General features: G+C 68.2%; 20 protein-coding genes. 9 read left to right on the top strand and 11 right to left on the bottom strand.

Features of this window, described 5'->3' with window-relative positions; translation table 11 throughout:
- Positions 1–84: 84 nt before the first annotated feature.
- Positions 85–717, bottom strand: coding sequence for an MgtC/SapB family protein (locus tag RIF23_RS02755; protein WP_310910717.1), 633 nt, complete (start codon positions 715–717; stop codon positions 85–87).
- A 230-nt stretch (positions 718–947) separates the two neighbouring features.
- Here RIF23_RS02755 and RIF23_RS02750 point away from each other — a divergent pair, with 230 nt between their 5' ends.
- Positions 948–2,207 carry a tetratricopeptide repeat protein gene (locus RIF23_RS02750; RefSeq protein WP_310910716.1) on the top strand — a complete coding sequence of 420 codons (1,260 nt, stop codon included), beginning with the start codon at positions 948–950 and terminating at the stop codon, positions 2,205–2,207.
- A gap of 26 nt (positions 2,208–2,233) precedes the next feature.
- Positions 2,234–2,887: an alpha/beta hydrolase family protein gene (locus RIF23_RS02745; RefSeq protein WP_310910715.1), complete on the top strand. Its 654-nt coding sequence runs from the start codon at positions 2,234–2,236 to the stop codon at positions 2,885–2,887.
- On the opposite strand, the gene RIF23_RS02740 is transcribed toward RIF23_RS02745, so the two are convergent.
- The gene (locus RIF23_RS02740) at positions 2,884–3,579 is read right to left on the bottom strand and encodes an endonuclease V (protein WP_310910714.1); all 696 of its coding nucleotides are present in this window, start codon (positions 3,577–3,579) and stop codon (positions 2,884–2,886) included. The two genes, RIF23_RS02745 and RIF23_RS02740, sit on opposite strands and share 4 nt — an antisense overlap.
- A 50-nt stretch (positions 3,580–3,629) precedes the next feature.
- On the bottom strand, positions 3,630–4,307 hold the full coding sequence (locus RIF23_RS02735) for a TetR/AcrR family transcriptional regulator (RefSeq protein WP_407659362.1): 678 nt from the start codon (positions 4,305–4,307) through the stop codon (positions 3,630–3,632).
- A 101-nt stretch (positions 4,308–4,408) separates the two neighbouring features.
- Here RIF23_RS02735 and RIF23_RS02730 point away from each other — a divergent pair, with 101 nt between their 5' ends.
- From RIF23_RS02730 to RIF23_RS02720, 3 genes are all read left to right on the top strand, one after another.
- Positions 4,409–4,813 carry a hypothetical protein gene (locus RIF23_RS02730; RefSeq protein WP_407659361.1) on the top strand — a complete coding sequence of 135 codons (405 nt, stop codon included), beginning with the start codon at positions 4,409–4,411 and terminating at the stop codon, positions 4,811–4,813.
- Positions 4,814–5,234: 421 nt separating this feature from the next.
- Entirely contained in the window at positions 5,235–5,627 is a 393-nt protein-coding gene (locus RIF23_RS02725) for a hypothetical protein (RefSeq protein ID WP_310910713.1), read from the top strand.
- Positions 5,628–5,725: 98 nt separating this feature from the next.
- Positions 5,726–5,905, top strand: coding sequence for a hypothetical protein (locus RIF23_RS02720; RefSeq protein ID WP_310910712.1), 180 nt, complete (start codon positions 5,726–5,728; stop codon positions 5,903–5,905).
- A 182-nt stretch (positions 5,906–6,087) separates the two neighbouring features.
- On the opposite strand, the gene RIF23_RS02715 is transcribed toward RIF23_RS02720, so the two are convergent.
- Together RIF23_RS02715 and RIF23_RS02710 are read right to left on the bottom strand one after the other, a co-directional pair.
- The gene (locus RIF23_RS02715) at positions 6,088–7,440 is read right to left on the bottom strand and encodes an RNA polymerase sigma factor (RefSeq protein ID WP_310910711.1); all 1,353 of its coding nucleotides are present in this window, start codon (positions 7,438–7,440) and stop codon (positions 6,088–6,090) included.
- Positions 7,441–7,651: 211 nt separating this feature from the next.
- The gene (locus tag RIF23_RS02710) at positions 7,652–8,860 is read right to left on the bottom strand and encodes an AMP-binding protein (RefSeq protein ID WP_310911221.1); all 1,209 of its coding nucleotides are present in this window, start codon (positions 8,858–8,860) and stop codon (positions 7,652–7,654) included.
- Positions 8,861–8,961: 101 nt separating this feature from the next.
- On the opposite strand from RIF23_RS02710, the gene menB reads away from it, so the two are divergent.
- From menB to menD, 3 genes are read left to right on the top strand one after another with little or no spacing between them, the layout of a single operon-like run.
- Positions 8,962–9,798, top strand: a complete 837-nt coding sequence (menB, locus tag RIF23_RS02705; protein ID WP_310911220.1) for a 1,4-dihydroxy-2-naphthoyl-CoA synthase — start codon at positions 8,962–8,964, stop codon at positions 9,796–9,798.
- A gap of 21 nt (positions 9,799–9,819) precedes the next feature.
- A complete protein-coding gene (locus tag RIF23_RS02700; protein ID WP_310910710.1) occupies positions 9,820–10,815 on the top strand; it encodes an o-succinylbenzoate synthase in 996 nt (331 codons plus the stop codon).
- Positions 10,812–12,533 (top strand): 2-succinyl-5-enolpyruvyl-6-hydroxy-3-cyclohexene-1-carboxylic-acid synthase, encoded by a 1,722-nt coding sequence (menD, locus tag RIF23_RS02695; RefSeq protein WP_310910709.1) that lies wholly within the window; start codon positions 10,812–10,814, stop codon positions 12,531–12,533. The genes RIF23_RS02700 and menD overlap by 4 nt, the downstream gene beginning before the upstream one ends.
- A 287-nt stretch (positions 12,534–12,820) precedes the next feature.
- Here the strand turns inward: menD and RIF23_RS02690 are convergent, their stop codons facing one another.
- From RIF23_RS02690 to RIF23_RS02665, 6 genes are all read right to left on the bottom strand, one after another.
- Complete coding sequence (locus tag RIF23_RS02690; protein WP_310910708.1) at positions 12,821–13,393, bottom strand: GTP-binding protein; 573 nt, start codon at positions 13,391–13,393, stop codon at positions 12,821–12,823.
- 181 nt (positions 13,394–13,574) lie between these two features.
- Positions 13,575–14,879, bottom strand: coding sequence for a citrate synthase (locus RIF23_RS02685; RefSeq protein ID WP_310910707.1), 1,305 nt, complete (start codon positions 14,877–14,879; stop codon positions 13,575–13,577).
- Between the two features lie 161 nt (positions 14,880–15,040).
- Positions 15,041–15,691, bottom strand: a complete 651-nt coding sequence (locus RIF23_RS02680) for a LutC/YkgG family protein (RefSeq protein WP_310910706.1) — start codon at positions 15,689–15,691, stop codon at positions 15,041–15,043.
- Complete coding sequence (locus tag RIF23_RS02675) at positions 15,684–17,138, bottom strand: LutB/LldF family L-lactate oxidation iron-sulfur protein (RefSeq protein ID WP_310910705.1); 1,455 nt, start codon at positions 17,136–17,138, stop codon at positions 15,684–15,686. Before RIF23_RS02675 ends, RIF23_RS02680 begins: the two co-directional genes overlap by 8 nt.
- Positions 17,135–17,878, bottom strand: coding sequence for a (Fe-S)-binding protein (locus tag RIF23_RS02670; RefSeq protein ID WP_310910704.1), 744 nt, complete (start codon positions 17,876–17,878; stop codon positions 17,135–17,137). Before RIF23_RS02670 ends, RIF23_RS02675 begins: the two co-directional genes overlap by 4 nt.
- Before the next feature lie 195 nt (positions 17,879–18,073).
- A complete protein-coding gene (locus RIF23_RS02665; RefSeq protein ID WP_310910703.1) occupies positions 18,074–19,636 on the bottom strand; it encodes a sodium/proline symporter in 1,563 nt (520 codons plus the stop codon).
- 500 nt (positions 19,637–20,136) lie between these two features.
- On the opposite strand from RIF23_RS02665, the gene RIF23_RS02660 reads away from it, so the two are divergent.
- Positions 20,137–20,472 carry a DUF4190 domain-containing protein gene (locus RIF23_RS02660; RefSeq protein WP_310910702.1) on the top strand — a complete coding sequence of 112 codons (336 nt, stop codon included), beginning with the start codon at positions 20,137–20,139 and terminating at the stop codon, positions 20,470–20,472.
- Positions 20,473–20,571: the final 99 nt, after the last annotated feature.

Below are 20,571 nucleotides of genomic sequence, written 5' to 3'. Positions count from 1 at the left end.
TCGGGGGAGAACAGCCGTGCAGCGGTACGGGGCGCGACAGTGTCCGTTGGATGAACGGTGCGGTGGCTCGATCCCGGGCGGGGGTCAGGTCGGCGGGTTGCCGATAGTGACACTGTGCACGCCGGGTAGGTCCCGTAGCTGGGAATTCAGAGTGGTCACGGGCTGGGTGCGGGGCGCTCGGACCATCAGCTGAAGCGTTGAGCCTTCGGTCGTGGTCATGAGCCGGGTTGCGGTGGATCCGGGGAGTCGGGAGTTCACCTCGGCGGCTAGGTCCACCGGATCCTGGTCCGGACTGAGTTCCAGGGTGACGAGCTGGTTCGGGCGGTTCACGGTGAGCTCTGCCGATGCCCGCTTCAACACCCGCAGGACCAGGGGGGCGATCACGGCAGCGGCCAGCGCTGCCGTCCACGAGCCCAGCCCCACGGCCACCCCCATGGCCGCGGTTACCCACAGCGAGGCGGCCGTGGTCAGGCCGTGCACGGTGAGGCCTTCGCGCAGAATCGCGCCTGCTCCCAGGAAGCCGATTCCGGAGGCCACCTGGGCTGCGAGGCGGCTGGGGGAGATGTCGTCGATGGTGAGTCCGGCGAGGGTAAACAGGACGGCTCCGAGCGCCACCAGGATATGGGTGCGCAGTCCCGCACGTTGCGCCTCAACCTCGCGCTCGAAACCGATGATGCCGCCGAGCAGCACAGCGGCGGCAACCTTCGCGAGTGCCATCCACTCCACGCCCGGCAGCCTAGCAAGGACCGGGGCGTAGCGTTATGTTCCGTGTTCGTTTCGGATTGGCGTGGCGTGCACTATCGCTGGCGGCGACGCCGCATTCTTATTAATCTACAATGTAAAGGTGAATCTAGGGTGCACACCCCACAATCACGAACCGCTACTCTCCCAGGAGAACCGGTTGCCGTCCGGTCGCACCGGGCGCGCACACGCAGAGTGGAGCCTTGTTGACCTCGAACTCGCATACCGGGCCGGTCCACTCCAGCAGTGCGGATGTGGACGCCACGGCTGGGGAGGACACACCGCCCGTCGAGCTGTGTGCCCAGGCTCGCGACCTGGCTGAGCATGGCTACCTCAAACGCTCCGCCCAGGTGTACAGCCGGGCGTTGGAGTGCGCCCAAGGCGCCGACCGGGCGCGTGCCGCCCTCGGGCTGGCCGTGGTACGCCACGATCTCGGGCAGTTCGAGGATGCGCGGGAGGCGGCGCGTATCGCCATCGACACGGGGCACCCGGAATTCGCCCCCCGGGCGGCGGCCCATCTCGCCATGTCCTACGAGCAGCGTGGGCAGGACGCCGCCGCACGTGACGTCTGGCAGCAGGTCCTGAGCCTCGACACGGGGGGCCGCTACAGCCCCACCGCTCACTATGGCCTGGCCCGTATCGCCGAGGACGCGGGGCAGCCGGACCAGGCCGAGGCGCACTGGCATCAGGCACTGACGGCCGATGACCCCGAACTTGCCGCGCAGGCGGCACGGGAGTGCGCGCAACGGCGGCTGGCCCGCGGGGAACTGGAGGCTGCGGAGCAGGTCCTGCGGGAAGCGCGCACGGGAAGCCCCGACCCGCCGTTGCGACTGCTCTCGGCGGCCACCCATGTGGAACGGGCGATCGCGGAGGCAGAGGCCGCCCTGACGGAGTGCGAACCCGACCCTGAGTCCGGGCGCAGCCCACATCCCGACACGGCGGCCGCCGCGGTGGAACTGCTCGCCCGTCTCCTGGCTCTCCGCGGTGACACCGACGCTGCTGTCGAAGTGTGGCAGCACGGGCTGGACCACGCGGACTCCGCCGTGGCGCAGGCCGTGCGGCAGCGGCTGCGCCGCGGCTTCCTGGAACCGGACACCGACCCGGACAGCCAGGACCCTACGCAGACGAGTCCGCAGGAACCACCGCCGGGACGAGGCGACCCGGAGAGGCCAGCACCGTGGTGGGATGACTACATCGCGGCGGCGGTGGCCTCCGAATCCACCCCCATGCTGCTCGGAGAGCTCTTCGTCGCGCTGACACGAATGTATGCCCCGGTGGCTACGGCCCATGCGGCACAGGAGACCAGTCCCGACGCATTGCGGGCAGCGCTCGCCGAAGTATTGCGAATACCCGGCGACTACCTGTGGGGGCGCGCCCTGCACGACGACTTTCGTGAACGTATGCGGCGTGCCGCCAGCAGCACCACCCACGTCCTTCCCGAAGGCTGGCCGGACGGCACGCTCTGAACGCACGCAGAACGAGGATCGACACCGTGGACCCACCCCTGGAAGCTCGGATTGAGACTGCTCGTGGCCCCGCGGCAGTAACGTTGTACCGTCCGGAGACGACAGCGCCCGGCGCCCGGAACTGTCTGCTGGTTCTCACCCACGGGTCCGCGGGGGGTGTCGACGCCCCGGACCTGGTGGCCACTCGGGATATGGCCCGGGAACGGGGAGCGACGGTCGCCATGGTCACCCAGGCCTACCGGGTAGCCGGCCGTAGGTCACCCGGGGGGAACACCGGGCCGCAGGACGAGAGTTGGACCACCGTGGTGCGCCAGATCCGTGCCTGGCCGGGACTGGGGGAGTCTCCCCTGGTGCTCGCCGGGCGCAGCAACGGGGCCCGTGTGGCCTGCCGGAGCGCTGTCGAGCTCGGGGCGCACGCCGTGGTGGCGCTTGCTTTTCCGCTGCACCCACCAGGGAAACCCCACCGCTCTCGGGACGCGGAACTGCGCGCTGCCGGAGTGCCCAGACTGGTGGTCAACGGGGCATCGGACCCGTTCGGGATCCCCGAACCGGATGAGGAGACCACCGTGATAGTGCGCCGCGGAGAGCGCCACGATCTCGCGCGCGCTCCCCGCGAGGTGGCGACCGGGGTCGTGGACTGGCTCGCAGAGCGGGGTCTGGTCGCGCACGTCGAATCCTAGTGCTGCTCGGCCAGGCGTCGGCGGGACAGCTGATCGGCCGCCCGGATCGGTTCGGGCAGACGGTAGCTCGGGGTGGCTCGCAGTGTCAGTGCGCAGGCGTCCTCCAGTGTGACGCGGTGGCCCACGGAAACGTACACCGGGCGTACGCCGCTGCGGGTACGCAATACCCGTCCCACCTCCGTGTCACCGTGGCGCTGGGAGGCCCACGCGCCCCGCCCCCGTTCTGGGACTCCGCCGGGCGTGCCCAACGGGGACTTGGCGACGCCGACCGTGGGCCGGTTCAACAGCACCCCGACGTGACAGGCGAGGCCGCACCGGCGCGGGTGGGCCTGTCCCGCGCCATCGCAGAGCAGCACGTCGGGTCGACACCGCAGGCCGTCCAGGGCATGCAGGAGTGGGGGAAGCTCCCGGAACGCGAACAGACCGGACACGTAGGGGAACCGTGGTGTCCCGGCGCCGGTGGCAGTCTCCACAACCCGCATCGTGGTGAGGTCCATAACCACGGCAGCGGCCGCGAGCCGGGTGTTGTCGTAGCTGACATCCAGTCCGGCCACGAGCCGCACACTGCGGGCCGGTAGCGGTTCACACCGCACCTGTGGTGCCAGACGACGTTGCAGTTCCATTGCTTGGGGTGGTTCCGCGGGCCAGAGTTGGGGGTCGGCGAGGATCTCGGCCGGGGTCGGATCAGGCATGACTCCAGGACATCAGACACCACGCGCCAGCAATACGCCCAGGGAGACGCTCACGCCCGGTCCGTGGGGTGCGTGGAGCCGACCAGCCCCCTCAGGAGGGCCTCCAGCCCCCACCGGAAACTCTGGTCGTGGTCTTCGCCCTCGGTGGGTGCCAGTCTGGCGACGTGGGGATAACGCCCGTCCACGGTCTCGGGGGCAACTCGATCGGGACTGGCGGGTGACTGGGTGCGCACCTCCCGGATCACCGCCCCGGTGACGTAGGCGTTCAGGGCAGCAGCTGCCCGCGGGATCGTGTCGGGCGCCAACCCGGCCTCGGCGAAGGCTGCGTAGTGCGTCTCCAGGGACCGTAGGGCCGCAGGCGTGTCGGCGCGCCGGTTGATGAGCAGTGCCAGGGCGCCGGAATGGTCCAGAAGGGCCGCACGGTAGGCCTCCGCCCAGTCGTGGAGTCGCTCCCGCCAGGAACGGGGGTCAGGTTCGGCGGGAGCGTCATGCGAGGCCGGCTCGGACGCGCTGCGGGGGGTGTCGTCCACGTCCGTGATGTGGGCGACGATCGCGTCGAACAATTGTTCTTTACCGAGGGGGAAGTGGTGGTAGATGGCCATGGCCTCGACATTCAGCGCGTCGCCGAGTCGCCGCATCGTGAGGCGACGCAGCCCCTGGCCGTCGATGATCCGGAGGGCCTCAGTGACGATGGCCTCGGTGCTCAGGCCCGCGTTGTTCCTACTCACGCCCGCCATCCTAGACTTGGTCCGCACGTGACGCCGGGAGAGCCGTGCCCGGTGAGTGCCGGCATGTCGGGGCTGGGCTCCAGCTATGGGAGGAGACGACGGTGATGTTGGGGTGGGATCGGGCCGGGTCGGCCCAGGAACAGCATGCGCAGGATCGCCAGTTGGCCGAGCAGCTACCAGATCTGTTGGACCGGGCCCGTGCCGCGGAGCAGGAACTGCGTGCCCATCGGGAACGCGAGGGACACCCCGGTCGCAGCGATCCACAGCGGGATCGCGAACTGGCGTTCGAACTCGATGCCGCACTGACGGATGCCATGCGGGCGGCCTATGCGGCCGAACGGGTCGCGGTGGGTGTCCGCGGCTACACCGATCGCATCTACCGACGCCGCCAGCTGGCCAAGCCCCGAGTGCGGTGGGCGACACGTCTGGCGGAACGACTCCTGACTCTGCGCGAAGAGCACCGCCTGCACGGCATCACCCGCGTCCCCCGGGACCTGGCCGCATGACCGGCTGAGGGGTCGCCGAGCGCCGTGCACCGGTGGCCGGGATCGGCCGGGCGAGTCCCCGCTGTGGCGGGTCTGTGTAGATGCGGTGGGCAGGGAGCTGCGGTAGCGTCAATGCGGCACATTCGGACATTGTGGTCCAGCATCCCCCGTGTCGTGTTCGACAGCTAGGAGTGGTCCGATGACGCTTACCGAAGCCCGTAAGCGCCGTTCCGGTGGTTCCCGTGGCCGGTCCAGTTCCGCACGCCGTTCCTCTCGTGGACGCTCCCGCCGATCGCGATCCGACCGGCCCTCGGTCCGGCGTCGCATCCGTGGACGTAGCAGCCGCTCGGCTGGCGGCGGTTACCGAGGTGGAGGCTACTGGGGTGGGTACCGTCGCCCCAGCCGACGTCAGGCCGGATGTGGCGTGGGTGGCTGTCTCGTGGTGGTAGTCGTGCTTATCGTGGTCGGCTGTTCCACTCTGTTCGACGGTTTCGGGCTCGGCAGCGATCGCGCCACCCGCGACGGCTGTGCGCTCGCTGTGGACTACGTTGACGCCGCGCAGGACGCCGCCATCGAGATCGAGCGGGATCTGGAGCTGGACGGCACCTACCGCGAGGACGACTTCATCGAGGTTGAGGAGCACTACTTCGACCTGGACGAGCTGGCCATGGACGGCAGGGGCGACGCCGCACGGGTCGCCGACGAGCGCGCCGACGCCACCAACGAGTTCCTGACGGCGGTGGAGGACAACGATCTGGTCTGGGCCAGCGAGAGCCTCGACTGGATGGAGGAGACCTATCACCCCCTCCTGGATGCCTGCGAGCCCCATCTGTGACCCGCGGTGGGGCGGGATGCGACGACCGACCATGCCGGGAGGCGACGTAGGCTCGTGCCGACAGGTCAGCAGTGATCGACGAGAGCGAGGAGTGTGGTATGGCTGCCCGGAAGGGATCTGGTGGCTCTCGGCGGCCCAAGACCAAGAACGTGGACGCCCACAGCGAGGGGCCGGTGACCCGTGACCCGGGGCCAACCGGAAACATCGGATGCTACGTGCTGGCGGCGGCGGGTGTCCTCATCGGGCTGACCATTCTCGTGCTGGAGACCCTCGTCTAGGTTCTTATCCAGTACGACAGTACGGCACGGTGCGTGCCCCTGGGTGGCCCCGGCGGCCCCGACGCGCGCTGGGCCGGTGCGGGAGGGGCTCTCCGCCCGGGAATGTCCGGGCAGAGCCAGGCATGCCCGAAGCGGCCGGGTGCGTCACGTGGGGTGGCGCCCCGGCCGCGCCGTTGCCGATGTCAGCTGGCGAAGTCCAGCAGCTGCTGGGCGCGGCTGGGATGCCGCAGCTTGGACAGCGACTGCTTTTCCAACTGGCGGATCCGCTCTCGGGTCAGGCCGAGGTGCTTCCCGATCTCGTCCAAGGTGCGGGGGCGCCCGTCCATCAGGCCGAAGCGCAGCGACATGATGGTCGCCTCGCGGGGCTCCAGGTCATCCAGGGCACGTCGCAGCTGGTCGGCCATCAACTGGCGGTCGACCACCTCCGAGGCCTCGGAGGCGTCGATGTCCTCGATGAGATCGCCGATCCTGGTCTCGCCGTCCTCCCCGATCGTCGAGTCGAGACTGATCGGCTGCCGGGTGATGCGCAGCAGCTCCTCGATTTGGCTCGGCGTCTTGTCCAGCTCGTGTGCCAGCTCCTCCGGCGTGGGCTCGCGCCCCAACTGCTGGTGCATGTCCCGTTCCAGCCGGCTGACCTTGCTCAGCAGTTCCAGCACGTGCACCGGAAGGCGAATCGTGCGCGCGGAGTCGGCGAAGCCCCGCTGGATGGCCTGTCGGATCCACCACATGGCGTAGGTGGAGAACTTAAAGCCCTTGGTGTAGTCGAACTTCTCCACCGCACGAATGAGGCCCAGGTTGCCCTCCTGGACCACGTCCAGCAGGGACATGCCCCGGTCGCTGTACTTCTTGGCGACCGACACCACCAAGCGTAGGTTGGCCTCCAGCATGTGGGCTTTGGCCCGGTGGCCGTCCTCGGCGATCCACTCGAGTTCGGAACGCTGTTCCTCGGAGAGCTGCTCGGTCGGTGCGTCGGTGGTGGTCTCCTCGGAGCTGTGGATCCAGCCGAGCTTGTACTCGGCGTACAGGCCGGCCTCGACCCGCTTGGCGAGTTCCACCTCCTCCGCTGCGGTCAGGAGCTGGCGGCGCCCGATTGCCTTGAGATAGGTGTGTACCGAGTCCCCCATGGCCGGGGACTGGTCGTCCAGATCCGCCTCAGCAGTCTCGGGCTCGGTCGGCTCCGGGGCGGCGGTGTCGGTGCTCTCGACAGTCGCTGCCCCGCCGTCGATCTCCGTGTCTACCCGTTCGAGTTCCTGGCTGGAGGAGTTTCCGGCCAGCGCCTCCTCCAGGCTCTCCTCGGCGGTGTCCTCGTCCACACTCTGGGTGTCACCACCGTTCGCGAGTTGGACGCCGGCCTCGGAGAGCTCGCGCAGGATGGACCGGGCGTCGGCTGGGCTGACTCCGGCCGCGCCGAACGCGGCGCGCAGCTCCGCGAGGGACAGGTGCCCCTGGGAGCGCCCCCGCGTGAGCAGCTCGTCGAGTGTCGCGGTCGCGGAATCGTCGGCCGAGGGAGAAGTGGCTAGGGCAGTGCGCGACATGAGGGCACCTCCCTCCCTTCCAAGACGTCAGGCACGCGGCGGGACGGTATCCGCCGTCTGGGCGCGCCACTATGTCCAACGTGTGAGAGAGTCAAATGTTCCCGGTTGCGATTGGGTCTCGGTGGTCGTGACGTACCTCACTCCGCTCTGGCCTCCGTCTGGTCGGCAGTGTGCTCCTCACTGTTGGACGTACCCATTCGGGGTCGGGTTCCTATCCTTGCCGTAGTGTGGCCAGGTCGGGCTTCCCGGAGGGTAACAGGGGAAGGCGTGCGCGTACCCGCAGTTCCCGGGGAGCCGCGTATCCTGGTAGGCGGTCCCGGACCCAGTCTCTCAGTTCCGCGAGGTGGGGCGGACGTTCGGTATCGGTCGGAACCACGACGGCCACCACCCGTTGCCCCCACTCCGGATCCGGTACGCCCACCACGACGGCGTCGGCCACCGCAGGATGGCTGCGCAGCGGCTGGGCCACCCGCTCCGGCAGGATTTTGTGGCCGCCGCTGTTGATGACGTCGTCGATTCGCCCCTCCACGTGGAGGCGCCCCTGATCGTCCCAGCGCCCCACGTCACTCGTGGCCAGCCAGCGTTGCCCGTGGTGGGTGCTGAGCCGCTGCGCACTGAGTTCGGGGTCACGTCGGTACCGGTTGCAGACCACGGGACCACCCAGGTGGATCACCCCGTCGGTGTCCAGCTCCACCTCGACACCGGCCAGGGGCACACCCGAATAGACACACCCGCCACAGGTCTCACTCATTCCGTAGGTGGTGTGCAGCTGTGCCCCGGCGGCCCGCGCCGTCGAAACCAGCTCCTGCTCGGCCGCCGCCCCGCCCAGCAGGATGCTGTCGAACCAACCGAGGTCGACCCCCGCGGCCATCAGCCGGCGCAGTTGGGTGGGCACGAGGGAGACGTGCGGACGGTGGGCCTCGGCCCAGGCGCTCACCTGCGCCGCAGCGAACGGGACCTGGAACACCTCCGTGCCACTGACCAGGGAACGCAGCAGCACCTGGATTCCGGCGATGTGATTGGTCGGAAGGACACACAGCCAGGGGCGGGCCTGGCCCGCAGCAGGCTCTGCCGTGGGGTCGATCCCGATTCTGCGCAGGGAGGCATGTGTGGATCCCAGGAGAGACCGTGGCGACAGCTCGACACCCTTGGGGCTGCCCGTGCTGCCGGACGTAGCCACCACGAGGGCGGTGTCGTCTCGCACCGGCTGTGGGGTGATCTGCGGCAAGGAGTGTACCCCCTGGGGGGTCCGCAGGCTCTGGGGACGCATCGCCTGCACCAGCTCCCGGATGACGGTCTCCGGCGCGTCCTCGGGCAGAGGCAGCAGTGCCGGCCCGTGGCCGTCCAGTGCCGAAGCGAGAGCATCTCGCAGGCGTGCGGCGTCCAGGCCCTGGACCGCCTGCAACGGTCGACTACCCATGCCGGTTAAGGTTAGGGCAGTACTGGGGCAGTGCTGGGTAAGTACGCCGTCGTACGCCACGGCGGGGACGTCCGGCGAGCAGCAATTGGGGAGGCACCGTGATCGACTGGCAGCGGTCAGGCGAGTACACCGACATCATCTACGAGACCGCGCAGGGCATTGCCAAGATCACGATCAACCGTCCCGAGCGGCACAACGCGTTCCGGCCGCGTACCCTGTTCGAGCTGGAACAGGCCTTCCATGTGGCGCGGGACGACTCCGCGGTGGGCGTGATCATTCTCACTGGTGCCGGTGAGGCCGCCTTCTGTTCCGGAGGGGACCAGAAGATCCGAGGCGACGACGGGTATGTCGATGAGACGGGTGCCGACCCGGTCGCCGACCAGGGCATCGGCCGCCTGAACGTACTGGACCTCCAGGTGCAGATCCGACGGATACCGAAACCCGTCATCGCCATGGTGGCCGGGTACTCCATCGGCGGTGGCAATGTCCTCCAGGTGTGCTGTGATCTGACCATCGCCGCCGACAACGCCCGGTTCGGCCAGACCGGGCCCAAGGTGGGCTCCTTCGACGCCGGGTACGGCTCCTGGCTGCTCGCCCAGACCGTGGGGCTGAAGAAGGCGCGGGAAATCTGGTATCTGTGCCGGCAGTACACCGCCGAGGAGGCCGAGCGGATGGGCATGGTCAACGCCGTGGTTCCGCTGGCCGAACTGGAGTCCACGACCGTGGCCTGGGCCCAGGAGATGCTGGAGAAGTCCCCGTTGGCCCTGCGGATGGTCAAGGGGGCCATGAACACGGTCACGGATGGGGCCGCGGGCATGCAGCAGTTCGCCGGCGACGCCACGATGCTCTACTACATGAGCGAGGAGGCCCAGGAGGGGCGGGAGGCCTTCAAACAGAAGCGCGCCCCGGAGTTCGACAAGTTTCCGCGTCGGCCCTGACCGGGACCCTGCACCAGGCGTATGACTGAGGCTTTACACCATTCCGGCGATGTCGAGGGTCCAACCTCCGGGCACGCCTTCGCGATTCCGATGCGGACCCGGTTTCGCGGCACCACCACCCGTCACGGTCTGCTCGTGCGTGGGGCGGCCGGGTGGGGCGAGTTCTCGCCGTTCCCGGAGTATCCCCCGCGGGAGTGTTCCCGCTGGTGGGCTGCCTGCTGGGAAGCTGCCGAGGTGGGCTGGCCGGAACCGCTGCGCAGCCGCGTTCCGGTGAACGTCACCGTTCCGGCGGTGCCACCCGAGCAGGCAGCCCGGATTGTGGCGCAGTCGGGCTGTGCGACCGCCAAAGTCAAGGTCGCCGAGCCGGGCCAGCCCGAGCAGGCGGACCGGGAGCGTATTGCGGCGGTGCGCGAGGCGCTGGGAGCTGACGGGAACATTCGGGTGGACGCCAACGGCGCCTGGGATGTGGACACTGCGGTGCGGATGCTGGGTGTGTTGGACCGCTACCGCCTGGAGTATGTGGAGCAGCCCTGTGCCACCCTGGAGGAGCTCGCGCAGGTGCGGCGGCGGGTGCGTGTTCCGGTGGCGGCCGACGAGTCGATCCGGCGGGCCGAGGACCCTCTGCGGGTTCGCGCGGCAGGCGCGGCCGACATCGTCGTGCTCAAGGCCCAACCCCTGGGGGGAGTGCGTGCGGCCCTGCGGGTCGCCGAGCGGTGTGACCTGCCCGTGGTGGTGTCCAGTGCGGTGGAAACCTCTGTGGGGCTGGCGGCCGGTGTGGCTCTTGCCGCGGCGCTACCGAAGCTGCCATACGCCTGCGGCCTGGGCACCCTGGACTTGTTGGAGACCGACGTGTGCGCACAGCCACTGCGGGTTGTTGCGGGGCATGTGGAGGTCCGCCGCCCCGAGGTGGATCGGCAGCTACTCGCGGGGGTGGAGGTTGATCCGCAGGAATGGCTGCTGCGGGCACGGCAGGCCGCGGTGGCGGGGGGAGGCGACGCGGTGGAGGACGGTCGGTGAGTTCCGAGAGGTCCGAGGGTTCCCCGAGCCCCGAGACCAACCCAGCCACGGCCCTGGCCTGGGTGCTGGTGGACGAGTTGGCTCGCTGCGGCCTGCGTGAGGCGGTGATTGCTCCGGGATCGCGGTCCACCCCGCTGGCGCTGGCGCTGGCCGCGGACGGGCGGATTCGGCTGCACGTCCGCATTGACGAGCGTTCCGCGTCCTTCCTGGCGCTCGGGCTGGCCCGGCGGCAGGGACACCCGGTCGCCGTCGTGTGTACCTCCGGTACGGCCGCAGCCAATTTCCATCCGGCGGTATTGGAGTCGGATCGCAGTGGGGTGCCGCTGCTGGTGCTCACGGCCGACCGTCCCCCCGAACTCCGGGACACCGGCGCCAACCAGACCGTGGACCAGCTCGGCTTGTACGGCGGTGCGGTGCGGTGGTTCAGTGAGGTGGGAGTGCCCGAGGCGGTGCCGGGGATGGTTGCCTACTGGCGGTCACTGGCGGCGCGCGCCTGGGCCCAGGCGCGCGGGCGGGTGGCCGGACCGGTCCATCTCAACGTGGCCTTCCGGGAGCCACTTCTTCCGGGGACACACGGCCCCCAACCCGACTCCTGGCCGGAGCCGCTGGCGGGGCGCGAGGACGGGAAGCCCTGGCTGCTGGTGCACGAGGAGCCTAACCAGGCCGGTGCCCTGACACTGCCCGAGGTGGAGCGTGGGGTGATCGTGTGTGGTGACGGCGACTACGATCCCGAGCCCTATCTCGAGTTGTCGGCGGCCACGGGCTGGCCCCTGCTCGCCGAGCCCACGTCCAACGCGCGCCGGGATCCCCGGCTGGCGCTATCCGCCTACCGCTATCTGCTCGGTCACCCGGGGTTCATCCGACAGAACCGGCCCGATGTGGTGGTCACGGTGGGGCGCTGTGGGCTGTCCCGAGAGCTGCTCGCTTTTCTTCGTACCGCCCGGCGGCACGTCGCGGTGGGAAACCCGGAGGACGTGCGGCGTCTCGCTGACCCGGTGCGTACCGCCACGGACGTCGTGTCCGCGGTAGTGGCTCCCGGCGGATGCGACCCGGACAGTGCCTGGTCCCGCTCCTGGCGCCGAGCCGACGCTCATGCCCGTCAGGCCCTCGATGAGGTTCTGGACACGGCAGAGCCCAGCGAGCCGCGGCTGGCGCGGGACCTGGCGGCGGCACTCCCGGCCGGCTCCCTACTCACCGTGGGTGCGAGCATGCCGATCCGGGATCTGGACGCGGCCATGTATCCCCGGACGGGTCTGCGGCTGCTGGGTAACCGGGGAGTCAGTGGGATCGACGGAACCGTGTCCACGGCCCTGGGAGCGGCGCTGGCCCATCAGGCAGCCGGCGGTGGGCCGGCGGCCGCGCTGGTGGGTGACCTGGCTCTGCTGCACGACCAGAACGGTTTGATCCGGGGGCCCGAGGAACCGGATGTGGACCTGTGTCTGGTCGTGGTCAACAACGACGGGGGCGGTATCTTCTCGGAGCTGGAGCAGGCCAGTCACCCGGATTTCGAACGACTGTTCGGTACGCCGCACGGGGTGAGCCCCGAACGGGTGGCCCAGATGGCGGGAATCGAGTACACGCTGTTGGAGGAGCCCGAGGACCTCCCCAAACACGTGGTGGGCTCGGGGGTACGTCTGCTGGAGTTCCGGACTCGGCGTGCCGCATCGGCTGAGGTGCGAAGGCGTCTGCGTGCGGCTGTGCAGGAGGCTGTGGGCTGAACTAGGCCGGTGTGGTGGCCGGGAGGTTGGGTGGGGACGGCTGGAGTAGCCCCCCTCCCGGGTCGCCTCGGTGGTGCGGGGGCGTGTGTGGCCCGGTCCGGGGGTGTCTCCCCGGGGCCGCAGCACCCGAACCACGCCCCGTCGGCCCGGCATATGGGGGATTCCCTGGGCGCGGCCGAAATTCCTCCCCCCGCCCTTTCCCGTTGGCCCTCGTGCGGGGGGCGCGACGCCGCCGGCGGCCTCACGGGGGGCCTCCACGCCCTGTCTCCAAGATCTTCAGCAGCCTTCTAGGCGCGCATGAGTTCCTGTTCCAGCACATGCCCGACCAGCTCGACCAGGACGGTTTTCACTGAGGAGCGTCGCCGTGCATCGCACAGCATGAGGGGAACATCGGTGTTCAGGGACAGGGCGGTGCGCACGTCCTCGGGAAGGTGCGAGCGGTAGCCGTCGAAGCAGTTGATCGCGACCACGAACGGCAGCCCGCGGTTCTCGAAGTAGTCGATGGAGGGGAAGCAGTCTTCGAGGCGGCGGGTGTCCGCCAGGACCACGGCTCCCAGAGCACCCTGGGCCAGCTCGTCCCACATGAACGAGAACCGGTCCTGGCCGGGCATACCGAACATGTAGATCACCGTGGACTGGTCCAGGGTGACCCGGCCGAAGTCGAGTGCCACGGTGGTGGTCGTCTTCTGGTCCAGGCCCCGAAGGTCGTCCGTTCCCGCGCTGTGGGTGGTGATCAGCTCCTCGGTGTGCAGAGACTCGATCTCGCTCAGGGCGGCGACGAACGTGGTTTTTCCGGCGCCGAAACCACCGGCGATAACGATCTTGAGAATGTCGGGAACGGGGTCGCCAGAATCGACCATCAGCGCTTCCTACGGCAGTCGGGGGGCAGACGCGATCCGGCAGGGGCGGCTCACCCTGGAACAGGGTTCATCCTATCGTTGTGGGGCAATTCCGCACGGACCGCCGCGCCGATGGAGGATTGTGTCCAATCCGGGTGGCGGGGTGGACCGCGCCCCGCCACCCGGACATCTAGCCGGACATCTAGCGCTGCTCCATGGGGACGAAGGAACGCTCGGCGGCGCCGGTGTAGATCTGGCGCGGCCGACCGATCTTGGTCGCGGGGTCGTGCACCATCTCCCGGTAGTGGGCAATCCACCCGGGAAGACGACCGAGCGCGAACAGCACCGTGAAGAAGTGGGTCGGGAATCCCATGGCCCGATAGATCAGGCCGGTGTAGAAATCAACGTTCGGGTAGAGCTTACGCTCCACGAAGTAGTCGTCACTCAGCGCCCGCTCCTCCAGCGCGGTGGCGATGTCGAGAAGTTCGTCGCCTCCGGCGAGCTTTCCGATGATGGTGTCGGCCACGTTCTTGACGAGCCGGGCGCGTGGATCGTAGTTCTTGTAGACCCGGTGACCGAAGCCCATGAGCTTGACCCCGGCCTCCTTATTCTTCACCCGGCGAACGAAGGAGTCGACGTCGCCGCCGGATGCCTTGATCTCCTCCAGCATGTCCATCACCGCGGCGTTCGCGCCGCCGTGCAGCGGTCCGGACAGTGCGTTGATCGCCGAGGAGATGCTGGAGAACAGATTGGCTTCAGAGGAGCCGACGAGGCGAACCGTGGACGTGGAGCAGTTCTGCTCGTGGTCGGCATGCAGAATGAACAGCAGGTCCAACGCCCGCACGATCTCGGGGTCCAGCCCGTACTCCTCGGCCGGAACACCGAAGGTCAGCCGCAGGAAGTTCTCCACGAGCCCGAGGGAATTGTCGGGGTAGAGGAACGGCTGCCCGATGGACTTCTTGTAGGTGTAGGCCGCCAGGGTGGGCAGCTTTGCCATGAGCCGTACTGTGGCGAGTTCCTGGGCCTCGTCGTCCCGCGGGTTGAGTGTGTCCTGGTAGAAGGTGGACAACGCGGAGACCGCTGAAGAGAGCACGGGCATGGGGTGGGCGTTGCGTGGGAAGCCGCTGAAGAACTGGCGCAGGTCCTCGTCGAGCATCGTGTGCCGGCTGACGCGTTCGGCGAAGTCGGCATACTCGGTGGCGGTGGGCAGCTCGCCATAGATGAGTAGGTAGGAAACCTCGAGAAAGTTGGCCTTGTCGGCCAGCTGCTCGATCGGGTAGCCACGATAACGCAGGATTCCGGCATCCCCGTCGATATAGGTGATCGCCGAGGAACACGCCGCTGTGTTGCCGAAGCCGGGGTCCAGGGTGACCAGCCCCGTGGTCCCGAGGAGCTGCCGGATATCGGCACCCGGAGCGCCCTCGGTGCCGGAGGTCACCGGCAACTCCAGCTCCGTGCCCGCGTAGTGGAGAGCGGCGGTGGACTCGGCTTTGGTCGGATCGGACATTCGCGGGCCTCTCAGTGTTCGGACGGGCACGACGCCGGGACTCCGGTGCCACGGATCAACGCGGAATCCCGGCATGGATCCCCAGGGGATCTGAGATACCCCACGGTAACGAGGGGCATTCCTCCACCCACATCCGGGGGTGGCTAGGCCACTACGGCGACTCAGGTCGTGACGATCAGTACCTCCAAGGTGCGCGGACCGTGTACACCCTCGACGCGGTGCATCTCGATATCGCTGGTCGCCGAGGGACCGCTGATCCAGGTCAGGGGCCGGCGTGGATCCAGTCGGGTCAGAGCGTGCGGTATTCCGGACACAATCTGGTCGTGTCGTACCACGCACAGGTGGTAGTCGGGTAGCAGGGTCAGCTCCCGGCGTCCCTGTGCGACACCGGAGTCCAGCACGATGGTCCCGGTCTCGGCCACCGCCACCGCGCAGCCGGTTACCACGCCGTCTACCGCCTCCAGGGTGGCGTGGCTCAGCCGTGTGGACGGCAGCAGCTCGCAGCCGGTCCGGGCCAGCCACGAGCCGGGAAGGTCGTCCGGAACGGCGACGCGGCGGGCCGAGCGCTGTTCCAGCGCAGCGGCGATCGCCGAGGCCAGGTCCGCACTGCCAACGCGCCGCACCGACGCCTGATAGCCCTCGATCCGTTCCTGGAGCCGGTCGACGAGCTCAGTGTCGCGGAGCCCAGGGGAACCGGCGCCCGCCTGGGCGTAGTCGCGGGTCACGGTGACGTCCTCGGGGCGTTCCCGGTCGGGCACGTCGGCGAGGGCGCTGCGTAGGCGGTTGAGGATCTCGATGCGGGCCTCAGTCATGTCTATCGTCCCGTTGCGTGCCGGAGGTGGAACTCGTTCTGGAGCTCCACCAGGAGCGGAAGCTGGCCGCGGGGATTTCGGGGAGGTTGCGAGTGTCGGTCCAGGCGCGTCCCCACGATCCGGGAAGGTGGCGCGGCGCCAGGTGGCGTCCCGCGCTGGCGGCTCGTTGGATCCAGGAGAAGCGGGTGCTGTCGGCAAGCATCCAGTTGGCCACGGCCATCGACGCGCGCTCCAGTCGGTGTCCGGAGCCGTTGGCCGAGCGCTGGCGAAGGTGGACCAGCACCTCGGGGATGTCGATGGCCACGGGGCACACCTCGTAGCAGGCGCCGCACAGGGTGGAGGCATACGGCAGCTCCCGTGCGACCTCGCGGTCCACCAGCCCCAGCTGCGGGGTCAGAATCGCGCCAATCGGGCCGGGATACACCGATCCGTAGGCGTGGCCGCCGGTGCGTTCGTAGACGGGACATATGTTGAGGCAGGCCGAGCAGCGGATACACCGCAGGGCCTGGCGGCCCACCTCGTCGGCCAGGACGGAGCTGCGGCCGTTGTCCAGCAGCACCAGGTGGAACTCCTGTGGACCGTCCCCCGCATGCACGCCTGTCCAGGTGGAGGTATAGGGGTTCATCCGCTCCCCGGTTGCGGAACGGGGCAGCAGCTGAAGCATCACCTCCAGGTCCTGCCAGCTGGGAACCACCTTCTCGATACCGACCACCGAGATCAGGGTCTGGGGCAGGGTGAGGCACATGCGTCCGTTTCCCTCGGACTCCAGCACCACCATGGTTCCGGTGTCGGCCACCGCGAAGTTCGCGCCGGAGACGGCGACCTTAGCCTTCAGAAACCGGTCCCGGAGGTGTTGCCGGGCCGCCTCGGCCAGGTCGTGGGGATCGTCGGTGAGGTCGCTCGGAGCCCCGCGTCCCCAGCGATGCATCTGGGAGGCGAAGATCTCCCGGATCTCGGAGCGATTGCGGTGAATGGCTGGTACGAGAAGATGGGAGGGTAGGTCGTCGCCGAGCTGGACGATCAGCTCCGCCAGGTCGGTCTCGTAGGCGGTGATCCCGGCCTGGTCCAGTGCCTGGTTGAGTTCGATCTCCTGGGTGGCCATCGACTTGACCTTGACCACCGAGTCCTCGCCGGTTTCGTGGACCAGGCGGGTGACGATCGCGTTGGCCTCGTCGGCGTCGCGGGCCCAGTGCACGGTTCCCCCGGCCGCGGTGACCGCGCGTTCCAACTGTTCCAGATAGTGATCCAGGTGGCGTAGTGTGCGGTCCTTGATCGCGGCTCCCGCGGCGCGCAGCTGCGGCCAGTCCGCGCGCTCGGTGACGACCTCCGCTCTGCGGTCGCGGATGGTGTGGCTGGCGTGACGAAGGTTGTGGCGGAGTTGGGTGTTGGTGGTGGCTGTCTGGGAGGCCGCACCGAACGGCGGCAACCCCAGGAATGTGCGGCTCATGCTGGAATCGGCTCCGCTTCCGTTGCGGCGAGGATCTCGGCGAGGTGGACGGCGCGGACTCCGGCGCGTTCCCGCTGGAGGGTGCCCCCGATGTGCATCAGGCAGGAGTTGTCCACGGCACAGACGACCTCGGCGCCCGTGGCGGCGATGTGCCGGGCCTTGTCCGAGCCCATGGCTGTCGATACGGCCGGGTTCTTGACCGCGAACGTGCCCCCGAAGCCGCAGCATTCCGCGGCCCCCTCCAGGTCGAGGAGTTCCAGACCGCGCACCGCGCGCAGCAGTTGGGTGGGCTTATCGCCCAGGCCCAACATCCGCAGGCCGTGGCAGGTGGGATGGTAGGTAACCCGGTGGGGGAAGTAGGCCCCCACGTCGGTAATGCCGAGGACGTCGACCAGGAACTCCGAGAGGTCGTAGACGCGCGGCGTGACCTGGGCACTAACTCGGCGCAGTCGACTCTCCGGGGCGCCGAGGCGGGGGTAGTTGTCCCGGATCATCGCGGCGCACGACCCGGAGGGAACCACGATGGCCTCAGCTCGGTCCTGGAAGGTGCGGAGGAACCGCACGGCCAGGTCCGTGGCTGCGTCGCGGTAGCCCGTGTTGTAGTGCATCTGGCCGCAGCAGGTCTGGGCCTGTGGGAAATCGACCTGGTGGCCGAGGCGCTCTAACAGGCGCACCACGGCCTGTCCGGTGCGCGGGTAGAGCGTGTCGTTCACGCAGGTCACGAAAAGCGCGATCCGCATCCGCGTCGCCTCCTTACCGTCAAGTGTCCGATATGGGTGGACGTGGGACCCACATCGACGCGCCGAACGACGGTATCCCGGGGGCGCCGCGGCTTCGGGTTTCGGGGCGGGCGCGGTGTGGGTGCTACGCCGAGGACGGGCAGTGCACCCACACCGCGGGATCCGGTCCGGTGTGTGCGGTGTGTCGGCGTCGGGTCAGGAGGGGGTGGTCGTGCCGTGGGCTGGCTCGGTGGATGCGTCCTGGCCGGAGGCGAGGTCAGCCATGATGCGGTCGACGTCGCTTGGTCGGCGTGTGACCAGGCTGACCAGCCACACGGCCAATGCGGAGGCAGCGAAGCCCGGGATCAGTTCGTAGTCCAGGCCGGGAGGGATCGCCGCCGCGAGTTCGGGTGCCCACTGGTCCATGGTGAACCAGGTGATGGTGACAACCGTTCCGGTGATGATGCCGGCGGCGGCACCGGCGGCGGTGGCGCCGCGCCAGAACAGGGATATCAACAGGGGTGGTCCGAATGCGGCGCCGAGTCCGGCCCAGGCGAACAGCACGAGCCAGAATACTGTGGTTTGTGCGTAGGGCACGTACAGTAGTCCGGCGCTGAACAGGCACAGGAACAGGACCACCAGGCGGCTCAGTCGCACCAGGTAGCGCTGGCTGGGTCGGCGTTCGGGACGCAGCATCCGCTCGTACATATCGCGGACGATTCCGGAGGATCCCACCAGCAGTTGGGAGTCGGCCGTGGACATGATCGCGGCGAACACGGCAGCGACGAGGAAGCCGACGATCAGGGGTGGGAGATAGTCGGCAGCCAGGTAAGGGAAGAGCTGCTCGGTGTCCTGCCCGGGTAGGGCCTCCACGTCCTGGTAGATGGCACGTCCGGCCAGGCCGATGTAGACCGCTCCCCAGCTCATGAGGACGTTCCACACGGTTCCCCAGAGGGCCGCGGTACGCAGTTTGGCTGGATCGTCGATGGACATGTACCGCACGAGGATGTGGGGGTTGCCGGGCGAGCCCAGTCCGATGCCCACACCGGAGATGATGGCGCCCACGCCGAGTGCGTAGGGGTTGAGGAGGGCGGGATCCAGCGCGTGCAGGATATCGATCATTCCGCCCCAGCCGAGGCTGGTGATCACCACGATGGGCAGTACCACCAGACCGAAGAGCATGAAGCAGGCCTGGATCATGTCGCTGAGGGCGACGGCGACGTAGCCGCCGACCAGCGTGTAACACAGCACGATGAGGGCGGTGATCCAGATTCCCAGATCCTGGTCGAGGCCGAATGTGCTGGCGAAGGCCTTCCCGCCGGCGTCGAACTGTGATGCGACGTAGACGATCATGAAGATCACCAGCACCCACACGGTGAGGTGGCGTAGTTTCAGCCCGCCCTGGAGTCGGCTGGTGAAGTAGTCGGGGAGTGTGATGTCGCGCATGCGGCCGGTGAAACGGCGCAGTCGTGGCGCGGCAACGAGGAACAGGAACAGTTCCATGAGGATGTATCCGGGGACCACCCACACCGCGGATGCGCCGTCCACGAATGCCATTCCGGTTACGCCCAGGACGAGCCAGGCACTGCGTCCCGAGGTGACCGCGCTGAGGGCGACCACGAAGTTTCCGACCTTGCGCCCGCCGAGGTAGAAGCCCTCCATGCTTCCGGTCCATCTGCGGGCGGCATAGATCGCGATCGCGAATATCAGTGCCAGATAGATTGCGAAGGAGGTGACAATCGTGGGGTTGACGTCGACGGAAACGTCCGCGGTGATCATCAGCGCGTCACCTCGCCCCCGGTCAGCAGGAAGCCCACTAAGGCCACTGCGAGGACCAAGATGGGGAGCACGATCAGAGTGAAGAGCATGTGCGTGGTCTCTCCTGGAATTGGGGGATGTTTCGTGCGATGGGCAGGTTAGGAGAGATCACGCGTTGAGACCAGAGGGGGGAGCGAGCAGCGTGTGGTTACCCTCTGGTTTTACTTAATAGTAGGTGTGGAAGTCACTGCTGACACCCGTTATGTCCCCCGCAACGCCACAAAGCAGATTCCGGCCAGAGCCAGGATGGCGAGCGGAAGGATCACCAGCGCGAAGATCATTTGTTACCTCGTATGATCGGATGATTGCCTGCCTGTTTTCGGTGTGTCCTCGACACCGAATTTCGGGCAGGGTAGGGCGTTGGTGTGGCAGAAGCCAAGCCCCCGGGGCACGCTGTGTGGCTGGCGTATAGCCTCGCATGCTGGTGAGATGCAGTGCATGGTTACTTCTGAGGAGTCTCTGTGAGTTATTCGGGGTACGGTCCGCCCAACCAGTACGGCTACGGCGTGCCCTCGGGCCCCACCGAACCGCCGGCCAGCAAGGGAAACGCGATCGGTGCCCTGGTCGCGAACGTCGTTGGCCTCGTGATGTGCTGCCTGGTGGCGTTGCCGGGGTTGGTGCTGGGGATCATCGCCCTGGTCACCGCGGAAAGTAACCCGCAGACCTCGCGGGTGTGCGCGATCATTGCCTGGGTGCTGTTCGGGCTGGCCCTGATCATCGGCATCGTGTGGTTGTTCCTGTTCGGGCTTCCCGCGATGTATCTACCGGCGATGTACGAGGAGACCTACTACTACTGATCGCGGTGTCCGTCCCGGTCTGTGGGTATGGCGCGCGGCCCCGGGACGGTGGGAAGGTTGGGACCGTCGCTGTCGCCACGGAGACCCCGAGTGATCCGG

The organism is Lipingzhangella rawalii, from assembly GCF_031628175.1.
Lineage (GTDB): Bacteria > Actinomycetota > Actinomycetes > Streptosporangiales > Streptosporangiaceae > Lipingzhangella_A > Lipingzhangella_A rawalii.
Note: the sequence above shows the minus strand (reverse complement) of the source record. Positions and strands in the feature narration are given on the sequence as shown.